The sequence below is a fragment of the Shinella sp. GW821-FHT10F02 genome, assembly GCF_058809275.1.
The window spans coordinates 182,822-205,360 of record NZ_JBXASL010000010.1 but is presented as its reverse complement, the minus strand read 5'-3'; the positions used below and the strand labels follow the sequence as shown (position 1 = coordinate 205,360).

At 65.6% G+C, this 22,539-nt stretch carries 28 protein-coding genes; 12 read left to right on the top strand and 16 right to left on the bottom strand.

The window, feature by feature from the left end:
• Window positions 1-7: 7 nt before the first annotated feature.
• A complete protein-coding gene (locus AC1RWL_RS28305) occupies window positions 8-2,428 on the bottom strand; it encodes a LysM peptidoglycan-binding domain-containing protein (protein WP_493096782.1) in 2,421 nt (806 codons plus the stop codon).
• 160 nt (window positions 2,429-2,588) lie between these two features.
• Here AC1RWL_RS28305 and AC1RWL_RS28300 point away from each other — a divergent pair, with 160 nt between their 5' ends.
• Window positions 2,589-3,209: an LOG family protein gene (locus AC1RWL_RS28300; protein ID WP_256118821.1), complete on the top strand. Its 621-nt coding sequence runs from the start codon at window positions 2,589-2,591 to the stop codon at window positions 3,207-3,209.
• Window positions 3,210-3,328: 119 nt separating this feature from the next.
• On the opposite strand, the gene rarD is transcribed toward AC1RWL_RS28300, so the two are convergent.
• The 8 genes from rarD to cysS all read right to left on the bottom strand — a co-directional run bounded on the left by rarD (window position 3,329) and on the right by cysS (window position 10,423).
• The gene (rarD, locus tag AC1RWL_RS28295) at window positions 3,329-4,273 is read right to left on the bottom strand and encodes an EamA family transporter RarD (RefSeq protein ID WP_435265185.1); all 945 of its coding nucleotides are present in this window, start codon (window positions 4,271-4,273) and stop codon (window positions 3,329-3,331) included.
• Between the two features lie 109 nt (window positions 4,274-4,382).
• On the bottom strand, window positions 4,383-5,999 hold the full coding sequence (gene cimA, locus AC1RWL_RS28290) for a citramalate synthase (RefSeq protein ID WP_493096781.1): 1,617 nt from the start codon (window positions 5,997-5,999) through the stop codon (window positions 4,383-4,385).
• 28 nt (window positions 6,000-6,027) lie between these two features.
• Window positions 6,028-6,987 (bottom strand): prolyl aminopeptidase, encoded by a 960-nt coding sequence (pip, locus tag AC1RWL_RS28285; protein WP_493096780.1) that lies wholly within the window; start codon window positions 6,985-6,987, stop codon window positions 6,028-6,030.
• Window positions 6,984-7,457 carry a GFA family protein gene (locus AC1RWL_RS28280; RefSeq protein ID WP_493096779.1) on the bottom strand — a complete coding sequence of 158 codons (474 nt, stop codon included), beginning with the start codon at window positions 7,455-7,457 and terminating at the stop codon, window positions 6,984-6,986. The genes pip and AC1RWL_RS28280 overlap by 4 nt, the downstream gene beginning before the upstream one ends.
• Window positions 7,458-7,459: 2 nt before the next feature.
• Window positions 7,460-7,951, bottom strand: a complete 492-nt coding sequence (locus tag AC1RWL_RS28275) for a GFA family protein (protein ID WP_493096778.1) — start codon at window positions 7,949-7,951, stop codon at window positions 7,460-7,462.
• Window positions 7,948-8,430 (bottom strand): GFA family protein, encoded by a 483-nt coding sequence (locus tag AC1RWL_RS28270; protein ID WP_256118815.1) that lies wholly within the window; start codon window positions 8,428-8,430, stop codon window positions 7,948-7,950. The genes AC1RWL_RS28275 and AC1RWL_RS28270 overlap by 4 nt, the downstream gene beginning before the upstream one ends.
• Window positions 8,427-8,813: an endonuclease domain-containing protein gene (locus AC1RWL_RS28265; RefSeq protein ID WP_493096777.1), complete on the bottom strand. Its 387-nt coding sequence runs from the start codon at window positions 8,811-8,813 to the stop codon at window positions 8,427-8,429. Before AC1RWL_RS28265 ends, AC1RWL_RS28270 begins: the two co-directional genes overlap by 4 nt.
• A gap of 176 nt (window positions 8,814-8,989) precedes the next feature.
• Window positions 8,990-10,423: a cysteine--tRNA ligase gene (gene cysS, locus AC1RWL_RS28260; RefSeq protein ID WP_493096776.1), complete on the bottom strand. Its 1,434-nt coding sequence runs from the start codon at window positions 10,421-10,423 to the stop codon at window positions 8,990-8,992.
• A 295-nt stretch (window positions 10,424-10,718) separates the two neighbouring features.
• Between cysS and AC1RWL_RS28255 the strand changes: the two genes are divergently transcribed.
• A complete protein-coding gene (locus AC1RWL_RS28255) occupies window positions 10,719-10,844 on the top strand; it encodes a hypothetical protein (RefSeq protein ID WP_493096775.1) in 126 nt (41 codons plus the stop codon).
• A gap of 176 nt (window positions 10,845-11,020) precedes the next feature.
• Window positions 11,021-11,203, top strand: coding sequence for a hypothetical protein (locus tag AC1RWL_RS28250; RefSeq protein WP_256118811.1), 183 nt, complete (start codon window positions 11,021-11,023; stop codon window positions 11,201-11,203).
• A 31-nt stretch (window positions 11,204-11,234) separates the two neighbouring features.
• Here the strand turns inward: AC1RWL_RS28250 and AC1RWL_RS28245 are convergent, their stop codons facing one another.
• A complete protein-coding gene (locus AC1RWL_RS28245) occupies window positions 11,235-12,011 on the bottom strand; it encodes an SOS response-associated peptidase (RefSeq protein ID WP_493096774.1) in 777 nt (258 codons plus the stop codon).
• Window positions 12,012-12,071: 60 nt separating this feature from the next.
• On the opposite strand from AC1RWL_RS28245, the gene AC1RWL_RS28240 reads away from it, so the two are divergent.
• The 4 genes from AC1RWL_RS28240 to AC1RWL_RS28225 all read left to right on the top strand — a co-directional run bounded on the left by AC1RWL_RS28240 (window position 12,072) and on the right by AC1RWL_RS28225 (window position 14,105).
• Window positions 12,072-12,506, top strand: a complete 435-nt coding sequence (locus AC1RWL_RS28240) for an NUDIX domain-containing protein (protein WP_493096773.1) — start codon at window positions 12,072-12,074, stop codon at window positions 12,504-12,506.
• A complete protein-coding gene (locus tag AC1RWL_RS28235) occupies window positions 12,503-12,928 on the top strand; it encodes a TIGR02301 family protein (RefSeq protein WP_493096772.1) in 426 nt (141 codons plus the stop codon). Before AC1RWL_RS28240 ends, AC1RWL_RS28235 begins: the two co-directional genes overlap by 4 nt.
• Window positions 12,929-13,021: 93 nt before the next feature.
• Complete coding sequence (locus AC1RWL_RS28230) at window positions 13,022-13,291, top strand: hypothetical protein (RefSeq protein WP_256118807.1); 270 nt, start codon at window positions 13,022-13,024, stop codon at window positions 13,289-13,291.
• Window positions 13,292-13,307: 16 nt separating this feature from the next.
• Window positions 13,308-14,105, top strand: coding sequence for a hypothetical protein (locus AC1RWL_RS28225; protein ID WP_492648915.1), 798 nt, complete (start codon window positions 13,308-13,310; stop codon window positions 14,103-14,105).
• On the opposite strand, the gene AC1RWL_RS28220 is transcribed toward AC1RWL_RS28225, so the two are convergent.
• Window positions 14,089-14,706 (bottom strand): amino acid transporter, encoded by a 618-nt coding sequence (locus AC1RWL_RS28220; RefSeq protein ID WP_493096771.1) that lies wholly within the window; start codon window positions 14,704-14,706, stop codon window positions 14,089-14,091. The genes AC1RWL_RS28225 and AC1RWL_RS28220 overlap by 17 nt on opposite strands.
• A 168-nt stretch (window positions 14,707-14,874) precedes the next feature.
• Between AC1RWL_RS28220 and ygfZ the strand changes: the two genes are divergently transcribed.
• From ygfZ to AC1RWL_RS28195, 5 genes are all read left to right on the top strand, one after another.
• On the top strand, window positions 14,875-15,720 hold the full coding sequence (ygfZ, locus tag AC1RWL_RS28215) for a CAF17-like 4Fe-4S cluster assembly/insertion protein YgfZ (RefSeq protein ID WP_493096770.1): 846 nt from the start codon (window positions 14,875-14,877) through the stop codon (window positions 15,718-15,720).
• The gene (locus AC1RWL_RS28210; RefSeq protein ID WP_493096769.1) at window positions 15,717-16,346 is read left to right on the top strand and encodes a YfbR-like 5'-deoxynucleotidase; all 630 of its coding nucleotides are present in this window, start codon (window positions 15,717-15,719) and stop codon (window positions 16,344-16,346) included. The genes ygfZ and AC1RWL_RS28210 overlap by 4 nt, the downstream gene beginning before the upstream one ends.
• Before the next feature lie 2 nt (window positions 16,347-16,348).
• The gene (locus AC1RWL_RS28205) at window positions 16,349-16,882 is read left to right on the top strand and encodes a tyrosine phosphatase family protein (protein WP_493096768.1); all 534 of its coding nucleotides are present in this window, start codon (window positions 16,349-16,351) and stop codon (window positions 16,880-16,882) included.
• Complete coding sequence (locus AC1RWL_RS28200) at window positions 16,879-17,844, top strand: NUDIX hydrolase (protein WP_493096767.1); 966 nt, start codon at window positions 16,879-16,881, stop codon at window positions 17,842-17,844. The genes AC1RWL_RS28205 and AC1RWL_RS28200 overlap by 4 nt, the downstream gene beginning before the upstream one ends.
• 62 nt (window positions 17,845-17,906) lie before the next feature.
• Window positions 17,907-18,737 (top strand): mechanosensitive ion channel family protein, encoded by an 831-nt coding sequence (locus AC1RWL_RS28195; RefSeq protein ID WP_435265170.1) that lies wholly within the window; start codon window positions 17,907-17,909, stop codon window positions 18,735-18,737.
• 3 nt (window positions 18,738-18,740) lie between these two features.
• On the opposite strand, the gene AC1RWL_RS28190 is transcribed toward AC1RWL_RS28195, so the two are convergent.
• From AC1RWL_RS28190 to AC1RWL_RS28170, 5 genes are all read right to left on the bottom strand, one after another.
• Window positions 18,741-19,256: a superoxide dismutase family protein gene (locus AC1RWL_RS28190; protein ID WP_493096880.1), complete on the bottom strand. Its 516-nt coding sequence runs from the start codon at window positions 19,254-19,256 to the stop codon at window positions 18,741-18,743.
• Window positions 19,257-19,324: 68 nt separating this feature from the next.
• Complete coding sequence (gene nadC / locus AC1RWL_RS28185) at window positions 19,325-20,233, bottom strand: carboxylating nicotinate-nucleotide diphosphorylase (protein WP_493096766.1); 909 nt, start codon at window positions 20,231-20,233, stop codon at window positions 19,325-19,327.
• Entirely contained in the window at window positions 20,230-20,604 is a 375-nt protein-coding gene (locus tag AC1RWL_RS28180) for a type II toxin-antitoxin system RelE/ParE family toxin (protein WP_493096765.1), read from the bottom strand. Before AC1RWL_RS28180 ends, nadC begins: the two co-directional genes overlap by 4 nt.
• Window positions 20,601-20,858 carry a type II toxin-antitoxin system ParD family antitoxin gene (locus tag AC1RWL_RS28175; protein WP_493096764.1) on the bottom strand — a complete coding sequence of 86 codons (258 nt, stop codon included), beginning with the start codon at window positions 20,856-20,858 and terminating at the stop codon, window positions 20,601-20,603. The genes AC1RWL_RS28180 and AC1RWL_RS28175 overlap by 4 nt, the downstream gene beginning before the upstream one ends.
• A gap of 60 nt (window positions 20,859-20,918) precedes the next feature.
• The gene (locus AC1RWL_RS28170) at window positions 20,919-22,517 is read right to left on the bottom strand and encodes an L-aspartate oxidase (protein WP_493096763.1); all 1,599 of its coding nucleotides are present in this window, start codon (window positions 22,515-22,517) and stop codon (window positions 20,919-20,921) included.
• Window positions 22,518-22,539: the final 22 nt, after the last annotated feature.

The following is a 22,539-nucleotide window of genomic DNA, read 5'->3' as shown; positions in this document are numbered from 1 at the left end:
CGGGAAATCAATTCCCCCGCACGCGCTTGCGATGCAGTTCCTCGGCCTCGGCGTCGCTCTCCGCCGTCTTGTCCGGCACGCCGAACACCTGGCCGGGGATGATGCGGTCCGGATTGGTGATCTGGTCCTCATTGGCGAGGTAGATCGTCGTGTAGCGCACGCCCTTGCCGTAGATGCGGCGGGAAATCTGCCACAGCGTATCGCCGCGGCGGATGATGACCGAGGTCTTGCTGGCCTGCAGCGGCGCCTGCTCCACCGTTTCCGGCTCTTCGGCCACCGCCTGCTCGCTGCCCGTCGTCGTGCCCGTGCCGCCAGCGGTCGTGCCGCTCTCGGTGGAAGCCGCGGTGCCGCCGGCCGTCGTGGTGTCCTCCGCCGGGGTGGTGGTTTCGGCGGCCGTGGAACCGCTGGCGCCTTCGTTGCCGGAGGCCACCGCATTGGCTGCTGCCGTCAGCGACGGCATGCCTTCGAGTGCGGCGAGCGCCTGCTGGTAGGCTTCCTTGCCGGCGCCGGCCGGAACGGCGGCGAGGCGGTCGAGCGCCGTCGAGGCCCAGCCCTTCAGCCGCTCGATGGCCGCGGTGACGTCTGCGGCCGTGCCGGCGGGCGGTGCGAAGCCGGTGATGCTCTTCAGCGCGGTCTCAAGCGCCGAGCGCGCGGTCTGGATTTCCGCCGTGGTCGCATTGCGGCCGTCGGAGAAGAGGCTCATAAACTGCTGCTGGAGGGCGGTCGCCTGGTCCGCGAGCGCCTCGATCGACCGATCTGCCGCGGCAGAAGCCGCACCGACCACCGCCTCGGCCTTCTCGATTGCCGGTGCAAGCGCCTCGGCGACGGCCGTCTCGATGGAGCCCAGCGCTTCACCGACCGCGGCCGCATCCTTCGGAAGCGACTGGAGGCTGGCAAGAGCGGAGGCTGCGGCGGCAGAGGCCCTGGCGGCCATGTCGCGGGCAGCCTCGCCCTCTTCGGCACCGGGCCTGAACTCGGCCAGCGAGCGCAGTGCGATCTCGGTCGCCGAGCGTGCCGCCGCCAGTTCCTCGGCCGTCGGCACGCGGCCGTTGGCATAGAGGCCCTTCAGGAGCGCGATCGCCTTGTCGGCCTCGCTGCGCAGCTTGTCGAAGGTGCCGCCGCCGATGAGGCCAAGCGCCGGGCCGGTATCGCCCGTGGCGCTGTCCTGCGCCACCACGGCAACCTGCTCGCCTTCCGGTCGGTCGAACGGAACGGAAGCGCGGAACTCCACCTTGCCGCCATCAGGGCTCATAACGTCGGCACGCACCGTGTGGCGGCCGACCGAGAGGTCGATCGTGCCGTCCGCGACGTAGCGGCCGGCCTCGTCGGCCTTCGCCTCGCCGACGAGCTTGTCGTCGGCATAGATGCGCACCAGCGCGCCGGGCTTTGCCGTGCCGGCGATGAACATGCGCTCACCTTCCAGCTCGACCGCCGAAACGCGGGCCTGTGCCTTGGACGTGGCTTCCGTCGCCGTGACGCCCGCAGCGCCTTCAGCCGTGGCGGCGCTTTCCGTCGCGGCACTCTGCGTGTCGGCCCCCTGCGTGTCGGCGCTGGCGGTTGCGGTCTCGCCCGATGCGGCGGCAACGCCTTCGTCGGTCGCCTTGGCCGTCTCGGTCGCGGGCTTTTCGACGGCCGTCGTTGCGGTGTCGGTCGCCGTGGCGGTCTCGCCGGCCGGCTGGTCGAGTGTCTTTTCCGCCGTCGCCGTGGCATCGGCCGCGGCTTTCTCGGCCGCTTCCGGCACCGTGATCAGGCGGCTTGCCTCGCCGGGCTTGGAAACCATGGCGAGCAGCTCGCCGGCAGTGTCCTTGGGCACGGAGACGGTCGCGACCTCTTCCGAGGTCTTCGTCGCGCCCTTGTCATCCTTGGTGTTGAGGGTGAGCTGGTAGTCGCCGGCCGCAAGCGGCTGGTCGAAGACGGCGGCGAAATCGCCGGACGGGCCGATATCGGCCGTGGCGACCACCGTCTCGCCGTTCTTGATTTCCAGCTTGGTATTGGGCTGGCCGCGGCCGGCGATCACCGTGGAGCCATCCGGCTCGACACGCAGCAGATCGAAGGCGGGCGTGACCCAGGCGGCGGTCGCATCGGCCGGCGTCGTCTCGGCCTTGGCGACCTCCTGGGTCGCGGTCTCGGTGGATGCCGCCTCGCCGGTCGTCGCGTCCGCTGCCGGCTTCTCGGCTTCCGCAGTGGCGTCGCTTCCGGCGGCGGGTTCGGTCGTCGTCGCTGCACCGGTCTCGGTCTTCGGACGGGCCTGTTTTCCGTCCGCCGTCGTGGTCTCGCCGCCCCCTTCGGTCACCTTGTTGGTGAGGTTGGCGACGGGCGTTTCCGCCGGCGTTTCCTTGTTCATGTTGGGCAGCACGAGGAAAACCATGAGCAGCGTTGCCACCGCCAGCACGATCAAGGCCACCAGACCGGTCTTGTTGTTCATCATCAACTCTCTTTCTATCCCGGTTTCGCGGGCGTCCCCTCCTGAAATTGCTACCGATTCCCAAGGTTTTGCACAAGGTTCCCGAGACGTTCCAGGCCCTTGGCCCCGTGCTTTTTCCGTCATTATCCTTGACGAGGCTCCTGCCGGGTGGCTGAATCCCGTCATGAGTGAACAAACCCTGCCGATTCGATCCGTCTGCGTCTACTGCGGCTCTCAGCCGGGCCGTGATTCTGCCTATATCGCCGCGGGCCGGCGGCTGGGTCAGGCCATGGCCGAAAACCATCTCCGCCTCGTCTATGGCGGCGGCACGAAAGGCATCATGGGGGCGGTCGCCAGCGGCGTGCTCTCGCATGGCGGCCGCGTCACCGGCATCATACCGCAATTCCTCGTCGATATGGAGGCCACGCGCCATTCGCTCGGGCAATTGAGCGAATTGATCATCACGCCCGACATGCACGAGCGAAAGCACAAGATGTTCGACCGCGCCGACGCCTTCGTGGCGCTGCCCGGCGGCATCGGCACGCTGGAGGAAATCGTCGAGGTGATGACCTGGGCACAGCTCGGCCGCCACCGCAAGCCGATGGTCTTCGCCAATATCGGCGGCTTCTGGGATCCGATGCTGAAGCTCATCCGCCACATGGCGGACGAAGGCTTCATCCACACCGCCCATCTCGTGCAGCCGATGGTCATCGACGAACCGGAAGAGATCGTCTCCGCCCTCGTCGAGCACTGGGCCGGCCAGGTGGACCGCGACGGCGAAGCGGACATCATCGCGCGGCTTTGAGACGTATCAGCCGAAAACCTCTCCTCCGTCATGGTCGGGCCTGACCCGACCATCCACGCCCTGCGTGCCGCATGGATCCTCGGGTCGAGCCCGAGGATGACGTCGCGGGTGGGCGAGGTTCATTCCGCCGGCTTCAGTTCCGTGGCGGCGATGCGGCGTGCCCGCGCCGTGCGCAGCATAGAGCCGGAATAGATGACCAGCGCCACCCAGATCAGGATGAAGGCGATCAGCTTGGCCGTACCGAAGGGCTCGCCGAAGACGAAGACGGCGATGATGAAGATCATCGTCGGCGCGATATATTGCATGATGCCGATGGTCGAGAGGCGCAGGAGCTTCGCGCCGTTGGCGTAGATCATCAGCGGAATGGCGGTGACGATGCCGCAGGCGAGCAGCCACAGCACATCAGCCATGCCGGTATCGCCGAAATGCCCCTCGCCCGAGGCTTCGAGCCAGACGATGTAGCCGAGCGCCGGCACGCTGAGCAGCAGCACTTCCAGGAAGAAGCCCTGGTTCGGCCCGATCGGCAGCGTCTTGCGGAAGAAGGCATAGAAGCCCCAGGACAGGCAGAGGCCGATGGACACCCAGGGCAGGCCGCCGGCATCGAAGGCCAGCACACCGACGGCGACGGCGGCAAGCGCGATCGCCACCATCTGCGCCCGGTCCGGCATTTCCTTCAGGAGCACCGCGCCGAGGAAGATCGAGAAGAGCGGGTTGATATAGTAGCCGAGCGCCGTCTCGATCGCCCGGCCCGCACCGATCGCCCAGACATAGATACCCCAGTTGATGGTGATCAGCACCGCCGTCAGCGTCGCCATGCCGAGCATGCGCGGCGAGCGCAGTGCCGCCTTGATATCCCCTGTTCGGCCAAGCCAGACCAGCACGAGGCCGGCGAGCGGCACCGACCAGACGATGCGGTGCGCCACCACCTCGGAGGCGGGGATATGCGCCACGGCCTTCATGAAGAAGGGCAGGAAACCCCAGAGCAGGTAGGCCGTCAGGGCGAAGGCAAAACCGCGCGGCGAATCGCCGGTTTGGGGGCCGCTGGTGGAATTCGCGTCGGCCATGGTGTCATTTCCCGTCGATTTATGGATTTTCCGACGTGGTACTCCAACCAACGCAAATGCACCAATTCATTCCCGTGAAGGGATGATGAGCGGCGCTGAACCTATCCCTTTATTCTGCAGCCACCCGGCCCGCCTCGCCGCGGTTCTTCAGGAGCTTGTAGACGATCGAATCCATCAGGGCCTGGAAGGAGGCGTCGATGATGTTGTCGGAGACGCCGACCGTCCACCAGCGCGCGCCGCTGCCGTCGGTCGATTCGATCAGCACGCGGGTGATCGCCTCGGTGCCGCCATTGAGGATACGCACCTTGTAGTCCGCCAGTTCCAGGTCGGCGATCTCGGCCTGGTACTTGCCGAGGTCCTTGCGGAGCGCCAGGTCCAGCGCGTTGACCGGGCCGTGACCCTCGGCCACCGACATCATCGTCTCGCCATCGACGATGACCCGCACCACCGCTTCCGACACGGTCTTGAGCTGGCCGTTGGCGTCATAGCGACGCTCGACCATCACGCGAAAACTCTCGACATGGAAGAAATCCGGCACCGTGCCGAGCGTGCGGTAGGCGAGCAGCGCGAAGCTCGCGTCGGCACCTTCGTAAGCGTAGCCTGTCGCTTCGCGTTCCTTAACGATCTGGATGAGGCGGTCGAGCTTCGGATCGTCCTTGCCGACCGTGATACCGCGCAGCTTCAGCGCATTGATGAAGTTCGCCTTGCCGCCCTGGTCCGACACCATGACTTTGCGCAGGTTGCCCACGCTTTCCGGCGTGACGTGTTCGTAGGTGCGCGGGTCCTTCAAGAGCGCCGAGGCGTGGATGCCGGCCTTGGTGGCGAAGGCGGAGGCGCCGACATAGGGCGCCTGATGATCCGGCGAGCGGTTCAGCAATTCGTCGAAGGTGTGGGCCAGCTTGGTGAGGCCGGTGAGCTTTTCCGCGTCGATGCCGATCTCGAAGCGGCCGGTATAGGCTTCCTTCAGCGCCAGCGTCGGGATCAGCGTCACCAGATTGGCATTGCCGCAGCGCTCGCCGATGCCGTTCAGCGTGCCCTGGATCTGGCGCACGCCCGCTTCGACGGCGGCGAGCGAATTGGCGACGGCCTGGCCCGTATCGTTATGGGCGTGGATGCCGAGGTTTTCCCCCGGCACGCCGGCGGCAATGACGGCCGCGACGATCGCCTGGATTTCCGACGGCTGCGTGCCGCCATTGGTGTCACAGAGCACGACCCAGCGTGCGCCGGCAGCAAAGGCCGTGGTGGCGCAGGCCAGCGCATAATCCGGGTTGGCCTTGTAGCCGTCGAAGAAATGCTCGCAATCGACCATGGATTCGCGGCAGGAGGCCACCACGGCTTTCACCGATTCGGAGATGCTTTCGAGGTTCTCCTCGTTCGAACAGCCGAGCGCCACGCGCACATGATAGTCCCAGCTCTTGGCGACAAGACAGATCGCGTCGCTCTTCGAGCCGAGCAGAGCCGCAAGGCCCGGATCGTTGGAGGCGGAAACGCCGGCGCGCTTCGTCATGCCGAAGGCGACGAATTTGGCGCGGCCGGTGCGTTTCTTGGCGAAGAAAGCCGTATCCGTCGGGTTGGCGCCCGGATAGCCGCCCTCGACATAGTCCAGGCCGAACTCATCCAGCATGCCGGCAATCGCAATCTTGTCCTCGACGGAAAAGTCGATGCCGGGCGTCTGCTGGCCATCGCGCAGCGTGGTGTCGAAGAGGTGGATACGGTCTTTTTTCATCGGTTCCCTCCCTGGGAACGGTCTTGTCTTACTGCTTGCCCGCGAACTTGTCCGTCGCGTAGATCAGCCGGTCGAGGATGCCCGGCTCGGAATAGGCGTGCCCTGCCCCTTCCACAATGTAGAACTCCGCCTCCGGCCAGGCCTTGTGCAGCCCCCAGGCATATTTCGCCGGGCATGGCATGTCGTAGCGGCCGTGCACGATGAGGCCCGGAATGCCCTTCAGCTTGTGAGCATCGCGCAGGAGCTGCCCCTCCTCCAGCCAGCCGGCATTGACGAAGAAATGGTTCTCGATGCGGGCGAAGGCGTGAGCGTATTCTTCCTCGGCGAAGGGATCGCTGGTTGCGGGCTCCGGCAAAAGCGTGATCGTCTCGCCTTCCCAGAGGCTCCAGGCCTTGGCGGCGGCGATGCGGGTCGCCTTGTCGTCGCTGGTGAGGCGGCGGTGATAGGCGTGCATCATCTCGTGGCGCTCTTCAGCCGGGATGGGGGCGATGAAGCGCTCCCACTTGTCCGGGAACATCTCCGAGACGCCGAACTGGTAGTACCAGTCGAGCTCGCCCTTGGTCAGCGTGTAGATGCCGCGCACGACGAGTTCGGAGACGCGCTCCGGGTATTTTTCCGCATAGGCGAGCGCCAGCGTCGACCCCCAGGAGCCGCCAAAGACCAGCCACTTTTCCGCGCCCGCCATCTCGCGCAGCCGCTCGATATCGCCAACGAGGTGCCAGGTCGTGTTGGCCTCCAGTTCCGCATGCGGCGTGGACTTGCCGCAGCCACGCTGGTCGAACAGCGTCACGTCGTAGAGCGCCGGATCGAAGAGGCGGCGGTGGTTCGGGCCGATCGTGCCGCCGGGGCCGCCATGCAGGAAGACGGCGGGCTTCGCACCGGGCGTGCCGACGCGCTCCCAATAGATGCTGTGCCCGTCACCGACGTCGAGATGGCCGGAGGCGTAGGGTTCGATTTCGGGGTAGAAGGTGCGCAAGGTCTCGCTCATAATTTCAATCCGTGGGCAGGCCAGTTTTCGGTGTCGTGATCGGGGTGCTGGAAGGAGATGATGCTCTCCTGCTGGCTATAATAGTCCGGGTCTTCATGGACAGGCTGGTCGAAGATCGTCGTGACCCAGGGGTTGCGCGATGCGTAATTCACCTGGATCCGCGGCGCGAGGTCGCTGCGGTCGTCGAAGGCGCCGATGGCGATTTCCAGCCCGCCGGGATGCTTGTAGGTCAGCGGCGTGCCGCATTGCTTGCAGAAGCCGCGGGCGATGTTGATGGACGACTGGAAGTAGCTCGGCTCGTCGCGCGTCCATTCCGTCTCGCCTTTCACGGTGACGAGCGGGCCGAAAAAGCCGCCGAACTGCTTCTGGCACATGCGGCAATGGCAGATCGACGGGCGGCCGAGTTCGCCCCTGATGCGGAAGCGGACGGCGCCGCATTGGCAGCCTCCGGTACGAACGGTCTCAGTCATGTCTAGTCCTCCGGCGGCCAATGATCGGTGTCGTAGTCGGGATGCTGGCGGTTCGAGTCGCGGATCTTTGCATGGCGCGCCTCGCCGCCCTCGCCTTCGTTGCTCTCGCTTTCGGCAAGCTTCGGCAATTGCGCAAACCAGACGAGCCGTGATTCGACGCCGGACTGGGCGATCGGGCGCACGTCGTCCGGATCGTCGAGCGAGCCGAGCGTGACATTGATATGCGCGGATGCGAGGCCGTCATAGAAGAGCGGCGTGCCGCAATCCCGGCAGAAGCCGCGGCGCACGATCTCGGACGACTGGAACCAGCCGGGCTCGCCGCGGGTCACCGAAAAACGCGCGCGCGGCGCATTGGCGAGTGGCAGGAAATAGTTGCCCGCCGCCTTCTGGCACATGCGGCAATGGCACAGATGCGGATCGCCGAGCGTACCCTCGACGCGGTAACGCACCGCGCCGCACTGACAGCCGCCCGTATAGATGCGCGAAATGCTCATCGCTTCCGCTCCGGCGGCCAGTCGTCGGTGTCGTGGTCCGGATGCTGGTAGGAGACGAGGTCGGCGAGGAACGACGCCGCGTCCTGATCCGCCATCGTGTCCTCGCCCGGCAGGTCGTGGATGGTATCGACATAAGGCAGCTTCGCCTCGATGCCCCACTGGATGCGCGGCGCGATCTCCGCCGGATCGTCGAAGGCGGCGATGGTGAGCGCCACCCCGTCCGGCGCCTCATAGGTCAGCGGCGTACCGCAATCGCCGCAGAAACCGCGATAACCATGGTTCGAGGATTGAAACCGCTTGGGCTCTCCCCGCGTCCATGTGAGCTTCGCCTCGCGCACGGAAACGAGCGGCAGATAGAAATTCCCGCTCGCCTTCTGGCACATGCGGCAATGACAGACCGACGCATCACCCAAAGCGCCCTCGACATGAAAACGCACAGCGCCGCACTGGCAGCCGCCGGTGTAGAAGGGGGTGCTCATGATTTTGCCTCCGTCGCGCGGCTGATTTCCTCAATTACCGCAAGGATATGACGGCAAACGCCATCGATATCTTTCAGAACGTCGTCATTCCAGAACCGCAGCACAGTCCAACCGTCGGCCTTGAGGCGGGCCGTTCGGTCCTCATCGTAGCCGAGCGCGGCGTCCAGCGCGTGCTGAGAGCCGTCAAGCTCGACAATAAGGCGGTGTACCGGGCAGGCAAAATCGACAATATAACCGGCTATCGGCATCTGGCGCCGAAAGCTCAGGCCCATCAGACGGTGAGCCCGAAGTTCATTCCAAAGGGCCAGCTCGGCTTCCGTCAAGGTCATGCGCATGCGGCGCGCACGGATGCGATTGACTTTGGAAACCTTCCCGTGCGGCACGACACCCCCCTCTGTCACTTCGTGACATCTCCCCCACAAGGGGGGAGATTGGGAGCCAGAATAACCGCTCACACCATATTCAACCAGTAATTGCTGCGCAGCGACGGCGCCGCGATTCCCCAATCTCCCCCCTTGTGGGGGAGATGTCACGAAGTGACAGAGGGGGGTGGCTGGGTTCACCGCTTCACCTCCCAAGACGTCACCCGCTCGCCCGTTTCCGGGTCCTTGCCGTCCTTGAGTTGGACGCCCTTGGCGGCGAGGTCGTCGCGGATCTTGTCGGCTTCGGCAAAATTCTTCGCCTTCAGCATTTCGAGGCGGAGCTGGATGATCGTGTCGATGCTGTCCTCCAGTGCCTTGGAGACCTCCGCCTTCCTCGGTACGACGCCGAGGAGTTCGGCGCTGGCGGCGAAGACGGGGAGCATCAGCGGGTCGCCGTTGGCGCATTGGGCGAGCGCGTGCAGCGCCTGGATGGCGGCAACCGTGTTCAGGTCGTCGCGCAAGGGGGCGAGCACGCTTTCGTCGACGCGGCCTTCCGCGGCTTTGCCCTCGGCCGGCCATTTGGCGAGGAGGCGCTCGGCCTCCTCCAGGCGCTTGACGCTGAAGTCGATCGGCTCGCGGTAATGCGTCATCAGCATGGCGAGGCGCAGCACCTCGCCCGGCCATTTGCGGCCGCCGAACTTCTCTTCCTCCAGCAGTTCCGAGATCGTGTAGAAATTGCCCTCGGACTTCGACATCTTGCGGCCCTCGACCTGCAAGAAGCCGTTGTGCATCCAGACATTCGACATGACCTTGGTGCCATGTGCGCAGCGCGACTGGGCGATCTCGTTTTCATGGTGCGGAAAGATGAGATCGAGGCCGCCGCCATGGATGTCGAAGGTCTCGCCAAGATAGGCGGCCGACATGGCGGAGCACTCGATATGCCAGCCCGGACGGCCGCGGCCCCAAGGGCTTTCCCAGCCGGGCTCTTCCGGCGAGGAAAGCTTCCACAGCACGAAATCGCCGGGGTTCTTCTTGTGCAGATCGACGGCGACGCGGACGCCGGCCTGCTGCTCATCGAGATTGCGCTTCGAGAGATCGCCGTAATCGGCCATGGAGCGTGTGTCGAACAGGACTTCGCCGTTTGCCTCATAGGCATGGCCGCGTTCGATGAGACGTTGAATCAACGTAATCATGTCCACCTTGCCATCGTCGCGCGGCTGCACGAATTCGGTGGCGCGCGGCTCGTGCGTCGGCTGCATCGCGCCAAGGGCGGCGATGTCGGCATGGAACTGGTTTGCCGTCTTCTCCGTCACCCGGCGGATCGCCTCGTTCAAAGAGAGCGTGCCGTTCTCGATCTCGGTTCCGAAATCGCGCAGCGCCCGGGCGTTGATCTTGTCGTCGACGTCCGTGATGTTGCGGGCATAGGTGACGTGGCTTTCGCCATAGATGTGGCGCAGCAGGCGGAACAGCACGTCGAAGACGATGACCGGCCGCGCATTGCCGATATGGGCGAAGTCATAGACCGTCGGACCGCAGACATACATGCGCACATTGTCGGGATCGATGGGCCGGAAGGGCTCCTTCGATCGCGTGAGCGTGTTGTACAGCGTCAGGACCGGCGTGTCGGCCATAAGAATCTCCCCAAAAGGCGTAAACCCGGCTGGCCGGGTCGTTGTCATCCGGGGATTTTGAGGGACGAAAACGGCCGGGCCAGCGCGTGCGCTAGCGAATAATGCTCCGGCGAATGCAGAGTACCGTTTTCATGGCCTGCTTTATCGCGCCGTCGCGGCGTCCGGTCAAGCGGGCCGAAAGCGAAAATCGCGCCGCCGGTGCCCTGTTCCCGCGGTGACATGATCGTGCGCTCCTCCATGCGAGAAAGGAGACACCAGACCGGCGAACGCCGCCGGCAAACGAAGGGACAGCGCAATGACTACCCAGAAGACCGGCACCCGCCCCGCGAGCGATCTCGCCAACCGTTACAATCCGATCGGCATTCGCGCCGTCGCCGCCGCGGCCTTGCAGGTCAAGGTAAAGCACTTTCCCGGAAAATGAATGTAAGTGGCCGTTATAATTGTTGATCGCAGAAACCCGCAATTTGGGGTCTTCGCCTCTAAGCGATCAAAGTTTGAGCAGAATTTGGCCGAATGGGTCGCGTAAATGCATAGCTCATTGGGGGTAGCAACCGGGGACATCATACGGGGCTACCTGCTCACTTCAGGAGAATGACAATGTCGACCGTAAGGAAGCAGCCGCTGCAGAAGACCGCAGCAAACGAAAATCTTCAGGAGCGCTACAAGCCGCTCGGCCTGCGCGCCGTCGTCGCGGCCACGCAGTGCAAGCCCGAGACGAAGTCCGAGGACAAGCGCAAGAAGCGCGACATTCCGGCCGTGCTTCAGCCGCTCTACGACTGAGCCGCTTCGAGGCCATTTGCCGGCAATGATTTCAGAACAGCGAAAGCTGATCGGACAGCGGGGGCGCTTGTGCGCCCTTTTTCTTTTCCGGTGGCGCCTCCTCGGCGCGCTCTTCCACCGGCTCCAGAATATCCGGCCCCATATTGGCGACCTTGCCCACCTTGTCGGACACCGGGATCGCCTCGAAGAAGCCGTCGTCGATCGGCTTCATCAGATCGACCACGTCGCGGGGCTCCTGCGTCTTGCAGTCCAGCCAGCGCGAAAAATCCTCCGGGCGGATGACCACCGGCATACGGTCATGGACGCGGCTGATGTCATTGTTGGCCGCCGTCGTCAGGATCGCCCCGGTATCGACCTCCGAACCATCCGCCGAAGACCAGGTCTCCATGAGGCCGGCAAAGGCGACGATCTCGCCCTTCTTCGGGCGGATCCAGTAGGCCTGCGCCTTGGCGCCCTTCTCCTCCGGCCGGCGCCATTCGAAGAAGCCGGAGGCCGGCACGAGAATGCGGCGGTGGCGCATGGCGGCCTTGAAGGACGCCTTGCCGATCGCCGTTTCGGCGCGCGCATTGATCAGCAGCGGAAAGTCGCGCGGGTCCTTCACCCAGCCGGGCATGAAACCCCAGCGCACCAGCATGGCCTTGCGCTCCGGCAGGTTGCTGCCGGGCTCCTGCCTCTCGCCCGCAATCACGATCAGGATCGGCTGCGTCGGCGCGATGTTGTAGCGCTCGGGCGTATCCTCGATGTTCAGCACATTGAGGAATTCGCGCATGAGATCGGCTTTGGCCAGCAATGCAAATCGTCCACACATGGCGTCGTCATCGCACTTTGCCTATAAGGGGTCAATCGAGCGCAACCGAACCGGATCGCGATGAAGAAGTCGAAGAAACCACAGCCAGCCTCCTCCGCCATCATCGAGCGCGACGGGCGTTACCTGCTCGTGCTGCGCAGCAATCCGCCGTCCGCCGACATGTATGCCTTTCCCGGCGGGCGGGGCGAGGATCGCGAGACGCCGGCCGAGACGGCGCTGCGCGAACTCTTCGAGGAAACCGGCATTCGCGGCGAAAACCCGCTGCTTTTCGCCACCTACGACCTGCCCGGCCGTCTGGACGCGCCTGACAGTCCGTCCTTCTTCCTCTCCGTGTTCAAGGTGCGGGCAGACGAGGACGCCATCGCCATCGCCTCCGACGATGCCGCAAGCGTCGGCTGGTATTCGGCAGAGGAAATCGCAAAGCTGCCGGCGCCCGACAGCGTGCGCGAATGCATCGCGCGACTGGAAGCCGAACGGACGAGACGCAGCGCATGACGGTGATTCGCTTTGCCCTTCTCGTGAGCCTCGTCCTCGCAGCCCCCGCCTTCGCCCAGCAGGCGAGCGGCGACAAGGCGGCTGAGACGCCGGACGCCGCCGTGGTGGAGGAGAAACCGGCGCCCTATGACGAGCGGCTGGAACGGCTTTCCGAGATCATCGGCGCGGTGCACTACCTGCGCAATTTGTGCACAGACAAGCCCGAGGACGGCTGGCGGGCATCGATGCAGCGGCTGATCGAGATGGAAGCGGGCAATGAACCGAAGCGGCAGGAAAAGCTCACCGCCGCATTCAACCGTGGATACCGCTCTTTTGCGGCCATCTATACCGCTTGCACCGACTCGGCGGTTGTCGCAGAACAGAGATACCGTAACGAAGGTGCAACACTTGCCACAGAAATTACCGCGCGATTCGGAAATTAGCGGTTAATTAACCTCTTTCTTCACGAGCCAGTGCCGTTTTGGGAAAAGGCTGCTAAGGTCGTTAACAGTCGAGTAAGAACTGAAATGCCTCGCATGGACCGATTGATGGAACCTACTCTCAACGATATCGACGAGATGATCGTGCACGAGAAGATGCAGGCCGCTCTGGAATACCAGAACGAGGCCTGGGCCGACGGCATGGCTGATGGCATCGAACCGGAAATCATCGCCGATGCCGCGATCGCACTCGCCATGCGCGAGACGATCCGCATCCATGGCGAACGGGGTGCGGAAGCGATGCTCGAATCGCTGCGCGAGCGTATGCTGGCTGGAGAATTCTCCCCCGAGCGCATCCTGCAATAGGCTGGAAAGACAAGTCATGCAGACGTCGCCTGACGGCAAAATGCTGTTTCGCAGCAGCCTTATCGCTTTGTCGGTGCTTTTCGCGACAACCGCGCTGGTGGCGCCGGTGCGCCCCGCCTTTGCGCTCAGCGAATTGAAGAACGAGCAGGGCCAGGTGCAGCAGAAGCCGGCCGAGGGCGGCGAAACGCCGACCGTCGAGGAAGAGGAGCCGCAGGAGGAGGAGCAGCAGACCGCGCCCCTCGAACTGCCGCTCCCTGACCCGCTGATTCGCCGTGGCGATACCGTCACCGAGCCGACCGACGACGCGCCCGTTACCGACGACAAATCCGACGACGAGCCGCAGGCCCCCGTCGAAGTGCTCTACGACATCGGCAAGGCACCGGAAGCGGTGCGCCGCATGCGCGAACTGATCGTCGAGGCAGCCGCCTCCGGCGATATAGAGCGCCTGCGCCCGCTGCTCGGCAAGGGCGTCACCGAGACGCAGGTCTCGATCGTCGAGACCGATGAAGGCCCGGTCGAAACGCTGAAGGGCCAGTCCGGCGACAGCGAGGGCATCGAGGTGCTCGCCATCCTGCTCGACGTGCTGGCGACCGGCTTCGTGCATGTCGGAAAGGGCACGCCGGACGAAATGTATGTCTGGCCCTATTTCGCCGAAAAGCCGCTTGCGACGCTGACGCCGCCGGAAAAGGTGGAGTTGCTGCGCATCGTGACGGCCGGCGACTTTGCCGACATGCAGGAATTCGGCAGCTACAATTTCTACCGCATCGGCATCACGCCGGACGGCCAGTGGAAATTCTTCATAACGGGCGATTGAGCTGCTTTAGCCACGCATGATCCGGATGGGCCGCCTCGATGCCGGCCGCCAGCCAGCGCCGTTGCGCCGCGTCGAGTTTCGGCAGGGCCTTTTCGAAATCGGCCTCGTCCTTGTCGCGCCGGTATTTTGCCTTGAAGAGCAGGATCGCCTCCGGCGCGAGATAGGGAATGCCCTCGGCGCTCACGCGCACCACCTCTTCGCGCGGGCGGCGAATCGAGGGATCACGCTTGTAGATCCAGGTCTCCGGCGTGCCCTCCTCCAGCATCATGTCGACGCGCCAGCGGCACGCCGCCACATCCTCGCACCACACCTGCGCGATCTCGGCGGGCGGCGCTTCGTCCGGCGCAAGCGCCTCGACATGGCCATCGCCGACCGCATGGAAGCGCAGGCCGGACAGGGCGCCGCGAAAAACTGCGAAATCGCCGCGCAGCACGGTGAATTCGAGATCCTCGTGTGGCCGTGTCTCGAAGCCATGCCAGAGATCGAGCGCCCAGCCGCCGACGATGCACCACGGCTGCGCGATCCCGGCAAGCCGGCGGGCAAGCTCGCGCGGATGCCAGGCGGACCACGCATCATGGGGAAGTGTCGGTTGAGCGTTCATCGGTGCCTCGTCGTCTTTAGAGCGCCCTTCTGGCCCAACGCGGGCACGCGGACAAGACAGCACGACCTTGCGAAAGCCGCCCGGGCGTTCTACTTCTGTTTCAACAGGTGCGATGGTGCACCGCCCGCGGCCCGCATGGTGCCGGCGCGCGAAAAACTGGATCGAATCATGCCTTCCGTCACGCTTTCCGGCCGCGCCTTTCTCCGCCTTTCCGGCAAGGATGCCGAGACCTTCCTGCAATCGCTGATCACCACCAACCTGCCGGACCTGCCGGCCGGCGAAATCCGCCCCGGCGCGCTGCTGACGCCGCAGGGCAAGATCCTCTTCGATTTCCTGATCCGCCGCGACGGCGACGAGGCCTTACTGGTTGAGACGACGGAAGACCAGCGTGATTCGCTGCTCAAGCGGCTCACCATGTACAAGCTGCGCGCCGCGGTCGATCTCGCGATCATCGAGGGCGACGCGGTGACGATCGCCTGGGACGCTCCCGAGGCTGATGCGGCGCGCGACGCGCGCTTCGCCAAAGCCGGCCTCGCCGTCTCCCGCCGCCTCGGCGCTGGCGGCAGCGACGATCCGGCGCTCTACGACGCGCTGCGCATCGGCGCCGGCATCCCGGAGGCCGGCCGCGACTATGCGCTCTCCGACGCCTTCCCGCATGACATCGTCCTCGATCTCACCGGCGGGCTCTCCTTCCGCAAAGGATGTTACGTTGGGCAGGAAGTGGTCTCCCGCATGCAGCACCGCGGCACCGCGCGCCGCCGCCCGGTCATCGTCCGGGGCGATGCCGTCCTTCCCGCGACGGGCACCGAGCTTCTCGCCGGCGGCAAGCCGATCGGCACGCTCGGCAGTGTCTCCGGCCCGCTCGGCCTTGCCATCGTGCGCATCGACCGCGCGGCCGACGCCATCAACAGTGGCGCGCCGATCACCGCGGACGGCGCCCCCGTCACCGTCGAACTCGCCCCATGGACCGGCCTCACCTTCCCCCAGGACGCCTCCGAGGTGCCAGCGCAATGAGCGGAGCGACGCGCGCGAAGACGGAGCCGCGCGCCTGGCAGCGCATGCTGTCCGGCCGTCGTCTCGACCTGCTCAATCCCTCGCCGCTCGATATCGAGCTTTCCGACATCGCCCATGGCCTTGCCCGCGTCGCGCGCTGGAACGGCCAGACGAACGGCGACCACGCCTTTTCGGTGGCGCAGCATTCGCTTGTCGTCGAGGCGATCTTTCGCCAGCAGAACCGCTGTGATGCGCACGAATGCCTGATGGCCCTGCTGCACGATGCGCCGGAATATGTCATCGGCGACATGATCTCGCCCTTCAAGGCGGTGGTCGGCGGCGGTTACAAGACGGTGGAGAAGCGGCTGGAGGCGGCCGTGCACCTGCGCTTCGGCCTGCCGCCCGCAACACCGGCCGGCCTGAAGGCCAAGATCAAGAAGGCCGACCAGGTCGCCGCCTTCTTCGAGGCGACGGAGCTTGCCGGCTTCTCGCATGCCGAGGCGATCAAGTTCTTCGGCGCGCCGCGCGGCATCACGCTGGACATGATCGAGATCGCGCCGCTTCCCGCCATCGACGCGCAGCAGCGTTTTGCCGACCGTTTCACGGCGCTTGAAGGGGAGCGCGGCGCGGCCGCCGCGGCGGTGTGACAATGGGCACGATCGTCGTCGCCCCGCTTGGAAAGATCGCGGAGTTCGCCGTGCGCCACCGCTGCCGCGAGATGCTGAGCCTCGTTGCGCCGAAACAAGGTTTCCACCGGCCCGCCGTCATCGCCGCCGCGCGCCACATGATCATCGGCGTCAACGACATCGCCTTTGCCGGCACGGGAAAGCTCGTCGCGCCCGGCGAGGAGCATGTCGCCGCGATTATCGGTTTTGCCCGCGGCTGGGACCGGCAGGCGCCCTTGCTGGTGCATTGCATGATGGGCGTCTCCCGCTCGCCCGCCGCCGCCCTCCTTGCGGCCCTTGCCGTGGAGCCTGACCAGGACGAACACGACCTGGCGCAGCGGCTGCGCCGCGCCTCCGTGCAGGCCACGCCGAATGCCCGGCTGATCGAGATCGGCGACCATGTGCTCTCGCGGGGCGGCCGGCTCGTGGCCGCCGTCAAGGCGATCGGCCGCGGCGCGGACTATGTCGGCGATAGTCCCTTCGTCTTTTCCGCCACGCCGGAAACGGTGCAGCCATGACGGAGCACCCTGCCCGCCCCCCGGTCGAAATCGGCCTCAACGCCGCAGTCGTCGCGATTTCCGAGCGCAACCCCTGCATCCTGGCGATCGGCGGCGACGGTGCACGGGCACGCGACGCGCTGCCCTTCGGCCCCTTCGACCCGCAGCAGCACCGCACCTTCGAGACGAGCCTGCGCGCCAGCGTGGAAGCGCAGACGGCGCTGAAACTCGGCTATATCGAGCAGCTCTACACCTTCGGCGATCGCGGTCGCCAGAAACTGCCCGACGAAGCGGGCACGCACATGGTCTCCGTCGGCTATCTCGCGCTGACCCGCACCGATGCCGAGGCGAACGAGCAACTGGCGGAAGCGGGCGCCGCCTGGCGCGACTGGTACACCTACCTTCCCTGGGAGGACTGGCGGCAGGGCCGGCCGGCGCTGATCGACCAGCTCATTTTGCCGGCGCTGAAAGCCTGGGCGGCCGAGGTGGTGCAAGCGGAGCGCACCACGCCGCGCACCCGCATCCGCCTCGCCTTCGGCCTCGACGATTTCCCCTGGGACGAGGAGCGCGTGCTGGAGCGCTACGAGCTGCTCTACGAGGCGGGCCTTGCCGAAGAGGCGGTGACGGATGGCCGCGCCCGCGCCGGCCAGATCTCGCCCGGCGTCGCCATGCGGCACGATCATCGCCGAATCCTCGCAACCGCCATGGCGCGGCTGCGCGGCAAGCTGAAATACCGCCCGGTGATCTTCGAATTGATGGCGCCTGAATTCACGCTCACAGAATTGCAGGCGACGGTGGAGGCGATCTCCGGCCGTCATTTGCACAAGCAGAATTTCCGCCGCCTCGTGGAGGGCGCCGAGCTCGTCGAGCCGACCGGAAGCTCGACCTCCGCCACCGGCGGGCGCCCCGCCGCCCTCTTTCGCTTCCGCCGCCGCATTCTGGAGGAACGCCCGGCGCCCGGCCTCAAGGTCGGCATGCGCTAGCCGGAACTTATCGGCCATCGTGCCATTCCCCTCAATGATATCAACGACCGGGGAAAGGTTTCATGGAACAACAGGCAACCGACATCATCGTTGCGACACGGGCGGCGCTGGCGCAGGCAAGCGCGCTCGCCGTGCAATATTCCTTCTCGATTATGGGCGCGCTGGTGCTGCTGGTGCTCGGCTGGTTTCTCTCGCGGATTCTGCATCGCTGGGCGCTGACCGGGCTTTCGCATGTGCGCGGCATCGATGCGACGCTCGCGCATTTCTTCGCGAACATCCTGCGCTATGCCGTGCTGATTCTGGTCTTCGTGACGGTGCTCGGCCAGTTCGGCGTGCAGACCGCCTCGATCATCGCCGCCCTCGGCGCCGCCGGCCTGGCCATCGGCCTGGCCCTCCAGGGCACGCTGCAGAACATCGCCGCCGGCATCATGCTGCTCGTGCTCAGGCCCTTCCGGGTCGGCGAATATATCGAGACGAAGGACGTTTCCGGCACGATCACCGAGGTCGGGCTCTTTGCCACCGAGCTCAAGACCAGCGACGGCCTTTATCGCCTGGCACCGAACTCCACGCTGTGGAACACGCCCGTCACCAATTTCAGCCGCGAGCGTACTCGCAAGCATGATCTCAAGGTGAAAGTGGCAAACGACCGCGACATCGACGACGAGATCGACCGCCTGCTGACAATCGCGCGACAGGATTCGACGATCGAATCCGTGCCGGCGCCGCAGGTCTTCGTCGATAGCCTGGAGGAAAGCTCGGCCATCCTGACCCTGCGCTACTGGGTCTCGACGCCGCAATGGTTCAAGACCACGCGGGAGATGAACCGCCGCGTGCGCATCGCCTTCGGCCAGAAGCTGGCAGGGCCGGAGCCTGATGCGGCCCCGGCCGAATAGGGATTATTCGATCACGGCGCAGGCGAGACGATCGCCTGCGCCGCCGGTCGGGTCGGTGCGGTAGTCGTCCGAGCCGGCATGGACGATCAGGGCGCGGCCGCGGATGCCGCGTTCGGCATCGTCGAGCCGCACCATGGTGGAATAGACCTGCGCGCGCAGTACGCCGTCATCCGCCACATACTGGTTGGGCAGGTCGCCGGCATGCGGGCCGTTGGCCGCCGCAAAACCGTGTTCCTTGCCATCCGGATTGAAATGGCCGCCAGCGGAGTCATGGCCGCCGGCATGGTCGCAGGTGCCGGTTTCATGGATGTGCAGCGCCACCCATTTGCGCGGCTCCAGGCCGGAGACTTCAACCTCGAAGAGGACGCCGTCGTTTCCGGCGGTGATCTGCGCCCGGCCGGTTTCCTTGCCGGCGCGGTCGACGAAATTGGCCTGCGCCGTATCCTTGGCCTGCTGCGCGAAAACGGGGCTGCCGAGCCCTGCAAGCGTGCCCGCCGCCGCGAGTGCCACGATCTTCAACATGATGCGTCCTTCCGATTGTGATTGCTCATGAAACCGGAACGCATCGCCGTCGGGGGTGTTCCCAGCTAGCTGCTCACGACAACGTCAAGGCCGATGTCGAGCGTCGGCGCGGCCATGGTAATCTTGGAGGTCGAGATATAGTCGACGCCGGTCTCGGCGATGGCGCGGATCGTCTTGAGGTTGACGTTGCCGGAGGCTTCGAGTTTCACGCGGCGCGCGTCGGCCGCATAGGTGGCATCCGTGAGGCCGGCGCAATCGCGGTTGATCTCGACGGCGCGGCGCAAGAGTTCCGGCCCCATATTGTCGAGCAGGACGACATCGGGCTGCGCCTCCAGCGCCTCCTCCAGCTCCTCCAGCGTCGTCACCTCCACCTCGACCTTCACCAGATGTCCGGCGAAGGCGCGCGCCGCGCGGATCGCGCCCGCCACGCCGCCCGCGACCGCGATATGGTTGTCCTTGATGAGGATCGCATCATCCAGCCCATAACGATGCGAAGAACCACCGCCCATGCGCACCGCATATTTTTCCAGCGCCCTGAGCCCCGGAATGGTTTTTCGTGTGCAGCAGACCTTCGCCGCCGTATGGGCGATCTCGTCGGCAAACCGCGCGGTGTGGGTCGCGACGCCACAGAGATGCATGAGGAAATTGAGCGCCACCCGCTCGGCCGAAAGCACTGCGCGCGCCGGACCGGACACCTTCGCGATCACCATGCCGGGCGAGAGCTTGTCGCCATCCTTGACGAAGGCCTCGAAGCGGATCGCCGGGTCCATCAGCCGGAACGCCTCGCGGGCAAGCTCAAGCCCGGCGACGACGCCGTCCTCGCGCGCGTTCAACTCCGCCTCCGCCACCATCTCCGGCGCGATCGTCGCCTGGCTGGTGATATCGCCTGCCCGCCCGAGATCTTCCGACAAGGCCGCACGCACCTGCTCCTCCACCATCAGGGGCGAGAGGACGGGGAGATAGGTGGTGGTCATGGCTGTTGATCCTTTTCAGGGCTATTGGCGTCGACGAGCCGCTTCAGCGGCTCCATGCGTTCATGCAGGACGCGGAGGATGACGATATCCTGCGCGCCCTCCGCTCCGGCCACAAGATGGTAATAGAGAACGTGCGAGGCGGCATGACGCCGGCCGGCGGCGCGGGAAAGATGCAGGGAGCGCACGCCGGGGCGCAGTTCGTCGCGGCCGCGCGAAGCGGGCCGACCCGGATCCTCCATCAGGAGATCGAGGGCGTGCTCGATCAGCGCGGCGTAACGCATGGCCTGCTCTGCGCCGAACGTCGCCACGGTGTAGCGGGCGATTTCGGCGAGATCCCGTTCGGCCTCCCGCGTCAGCCGGATGCGGCTCATCGCTCGCGAACGGCCGCGGAAAAAATGTCGCTGACGGAACGCTCGGCAAATTCGCCTCGCTCGGATTGCGAAAGCCCGGCATCGACCGCCTTGCGCAGCATCGCGAGTTTTGCCGCTTCGCTTTCGTGCTCCTGGCGCATCAGGCGCAGCGCGTCGCGCACGACCTCGCTTGCCGAGACATAGGAGCCGCTTGCGACGGCATCCTCGATGAAATCGGTGAATTCCGGTGTCAGGCTTACGTTCAGTGTCGGCATGGCACGATCCTCTCGCCTGATTCTAGCGCTGGAAAGGCAATTGTCAATTTTTGCCAATCCTCACGCCGCCGCCGTTTCCGCCACATCCGCCACCACCTTTTCCGCCTCCGCAAGGGTGAGGAAGGTGCGGTGTTTCCAGTTGGCCTTCTGCTCGGGGAAGTCGGAGCGGTAGTGGCCGCCGCGGCTTTCTTCGCGCAGATAGGCGCCGGTGGCGATGAGCTTTGCCGTGGTGACGATGTTGTGGAAGCGCATGCGGCTGTTTTCGCGTTCCAGCGCCGCGATCTCGCGGATTGCCGCCTTCAGGCCCTCGCGGGTGCGGATGACGCCGACATGGTCGCTCATGATGCGGCGCAGCCGCGTCAATGCGGGGCTGTCCTCGATGGTCACGAGGTCGTCGCTCTCGCCGGCATTCTTGCCCCAGTCGTTGGTCTTCGGCTCCGGCAGCATGCCCTTGATGTTTTCGGCGATGCGCGCGGCGAAGACGACGGCTTCCAGCAGGGAGTTCGAGGCCAGGCGGTTGGCGCCGTGCACGCCGGTGGACGTGACTTCGCCGGCGGCCCACAGGCCATCGATCGAGGTGCGGCCTTCCGCATCCGTCAGCACGCCGCCCATGTGGTAATGCACGGCGGGCACGACGGGGATCGGCTGCGTCACCGGGTCGATGCCGGCGGCCTTGCAGGAGGCGTAGACGGTCGGGAACATGTCGGGGAAATGGGCGCCCACCGCCTTGGTGCAATCAAGGAAGGCGCCGCGGCCGGCTTGCACTTCGGCGAAGGCGCCGCGCGAGACGATGTCTCGGGGTGCCAGTTCTGCGTCTTCGTGGATATCCAGCATGAAGCGGTGGCCGGCGGAATTGATCAGGTGCGCGCCGTCGCCGCGCAGGGCTTCGGTGGCGAGCGGTGCGGGATCGCGACCGATATTGATGGCGGTCGGGTGGAACTGCACGAATTCCGGATCGGCGATGATGGCGCCGGCGCGCGCGGCCATGCCGACGCCCTGGCCGCAGGCCTGCCACGGATTGGTCGTCACCGCAAAGAGATGACCGACGCCGCCCGAGCACAGCACCACGGCGCGGGCCGGAAAATGCACGCGGTTCTTCGCCTGGCCGGCATCCGGCCGCGCAACGACACCGGAGATGAAGCGGCCTTCGCGCACCAGCTCCTCGACGACATAACCTTCCAGCACGCGGATCGACGGCGTCTTGCGCACGGCGGCGATGAGCGCTTCCATGATGGCCTTGCCGGCCATGTCGCCCTTGACGCGCACGATGCGGCGCTCGGAATGGGCGGCCTCGCGCGACAGCAGCAGCTTGCCTTCGAGGTCGCGGTCGAAGGGCACGCCGTATTCGAGCAGGTCGTGGATGCGCGCAGGGCCTTCGGAGACCATGAAGCGCGCCATCTTCTCATCGACGATGCCGGCGCCGGCCTCCAGCGTGTCGGCGACGTGTTTGTCAAAGGTGTCGCCGGGGCTCATCGCGGCTGCGATGCCGCCCTGCGCCCAGGCCGAGGACGCGCCCTGCCCGATGGGGGCGGCGGCAAGGATCGTGACGGGCCGCGGCGCGAGTTTCAGCGCGCAGAAGAGGCCGGCAAGGCCGCCGCCGACGATGACGATATCGTCGATACCGTTCCAGGATTGCGGGCGAAAACTATCAATGGGCATGTCTCACTCCTCCGACGCGCCG

Excerpts from the sequence above, each read along its gene's own strand:
- AC1RWL_RS28305 (WP_493096782.1), bottom strand. The coding sequence starts at position 2,428 with ATGATGAACAACAAGACCGGTCTGGTGGCCTTGATCGTGCTGGCGGTG.
- AC1RWL_RS28300 (WP_256118821.1), top strand. The coding sequence starts at position 2,589 with ATGAGTGAACAAACCCTGCCGATTCGATCCGTCTGCGTCTACTGCGGC.
- rarD (WP_435265185.1), bottom strand. The coding sequence starts at position 4,273 with ATGGCCGACGCGAATTCCACCAGCGGCCCCCAAACCGGCGATTCGCCG.
- cimA (WP_493096781.1), bottom strand. The coding sequence starts at position 5,999 with ATGAAAAAAGACCGTATCCACCTCTTCGACACCACGCTGCGCGATGGC.
- pip (WP_493096780.1), bottom strand. The coding sequence starts at position 6,987 with ATGAGCGAGACCTTGCGCACCTTCTACCCCGAAATCGAACCCTACGCC.
- AC1RWL_RS28280 (WP_493096779.1), bottom strand. The coding sequence starts at position 7,457 with ATGACTGAGACCGTTCGTACCGGAGGCTGCCAATGCGGCGCCGTCCGC.
- AC1RWL_RS28275 (WP_493096778.1), bottom strand. The coding sequence starts at position 7,951 with ATGAGCATTTCGCGCATCTATACGGGCGGCTGTCAGTGCGGCGCGGTG.
- AC1RWL_RS28270 (WP_256118815.1), bottom strand. The coding sequence starts at position 8,430 with ATGAGCACCCCCTTCTACACCGGCGGCTGCCAGTGCGGCGCTGTGCGT.
- cysS (WP_493096776.1), bottom strand. The coding sequence starts at position 10,423 with ATGGCCGACACGCCGGTCCTGACGCTGTACAACACGCTCACGCGATCG.
- AC1RWL_RS28255 (WP_493096775.1), top strand. The coding sequence starts at position 10,719 with ATGACTACCCAGAAGACCGGCACCCGCCCCGCGAGCGATCTCGCCAAC.
- AC1RWL_RS28250 (WP_256118811.1), top strand. The coding sequence starts at position 11,021 with ATGTCGACCGTAAGGAAGCAGCCGCTGCAGAAGACCGCAGCAAACGAA.
- AC1RWL_RS28245 (WP_493096774.1), bottom strand. The coding sequence starts at position 12,011 with ATGTGTGGACGATTTGCATTGCTGGCCAAAGCCGATCTCATGCGCGAA.
- AC1RWL_RS28240 (WP_493096773.1), top strand. The coding sequence starts at position 12,072 with ATGAAGAAGTCGAAGAAACCACAGCCAGCCTCCTCCGCCATCATCGAG.
- AC1RWL_RS28235 (WP_493096772.1), top strand. The coding sequence starts at position 12,503 with ATGACGGTGATTCGCTTTGCCCTTCTCGTGAGCCTCGTCCTCGCAGCC.
- AC1RWL_RS28230 (WP_256118807.1), top strand. The coding sequence starts at position 13,022 with ATGGACCGATTGATGGAACCTACTCTCAACGATATCGACGAGATGATC.
- AC1RWL_RS28225 (WP_492648915.1), top strand. The coding sequence starts at position 13,308 with ATGCAGACGTCGCCTGACGGCAAAATGCTGTTTCGCAGCAGCCTTATC.
- AC1RWL_RS28220 (WP_493096771.1), bottom strand. The coding sequence starts at position 14,706 with ATGAACGCTCAACCGACACTTCCCCATGATGCGTGGTCCGCCTGGCAT.
- ygfZ (WP_493096770.1), top strand. The coding sequence starts at position 14,875 with ATGCCTTCCGTCACGCTTTCCGGCCGCGCCTTTCTCCGCCTTTCCGGC.
- AC1RWL_RS28210 (WP_493096769.1), top strand. The coding sequence starts at position 15,717 with ATGAGCGGAGCGACGCGCGCGAAGACGGAGCCGCGCGCCTGGCAGCGC.
- AC1RWL_RS28205 (WP_493096768.1), top strand. The coding sequence starts at position 16,349 with ATGGGCACGATCGTCGTCGCCCCGCTTGGAAAGATCGCGGAGTTCGCC.
- AC1RWL_RS28200 (WP_493096767.1), top strand. The coding sequence starts at position 16,879 with ATGACGGAGCACCCTGCCCGCCCCCCGGTCGAAATCGGCCTCAACGCC.
- AC1RWL_RS28195 (WP_435265170.1), top strand. The coding sequence starts at position 17,907 with ATGGAACAACAGGCAACCGACATCATCGTTGCGACACGGGCGGCGCTG.
- nadC (WP_493096766.1), bottom strand. The coding sequence starts at position 20,233 with ATGACCACCACCTATCTCCCCGTCCTCTCGCCCCTGATGGTGGAGGAG.
- AC1RWL_RS28180 (WP_493096765.1), bottom strand. The coding sequence starts at position 20,604 with ATGAGCCGCATCCGGCTGACGCGGGAGGCCGAACGGGATCTCGCCGAA.
- AC1RWL_RS28175 (WP_493096764.1), bottom strand. The coding sequence starts at position 20,858 with ATGCCGACACTGAACGTAAGCCTGACACCGGAATTCACCGATTTCATC.
- AC1RWL_RS28170 (WP_493096763.1), bottom strand. The coding sequence starts at position 22,517 with ATGCCCATTGATAGTTTTCGCCCGCAATCCTGGAACGGTATCGACGAT.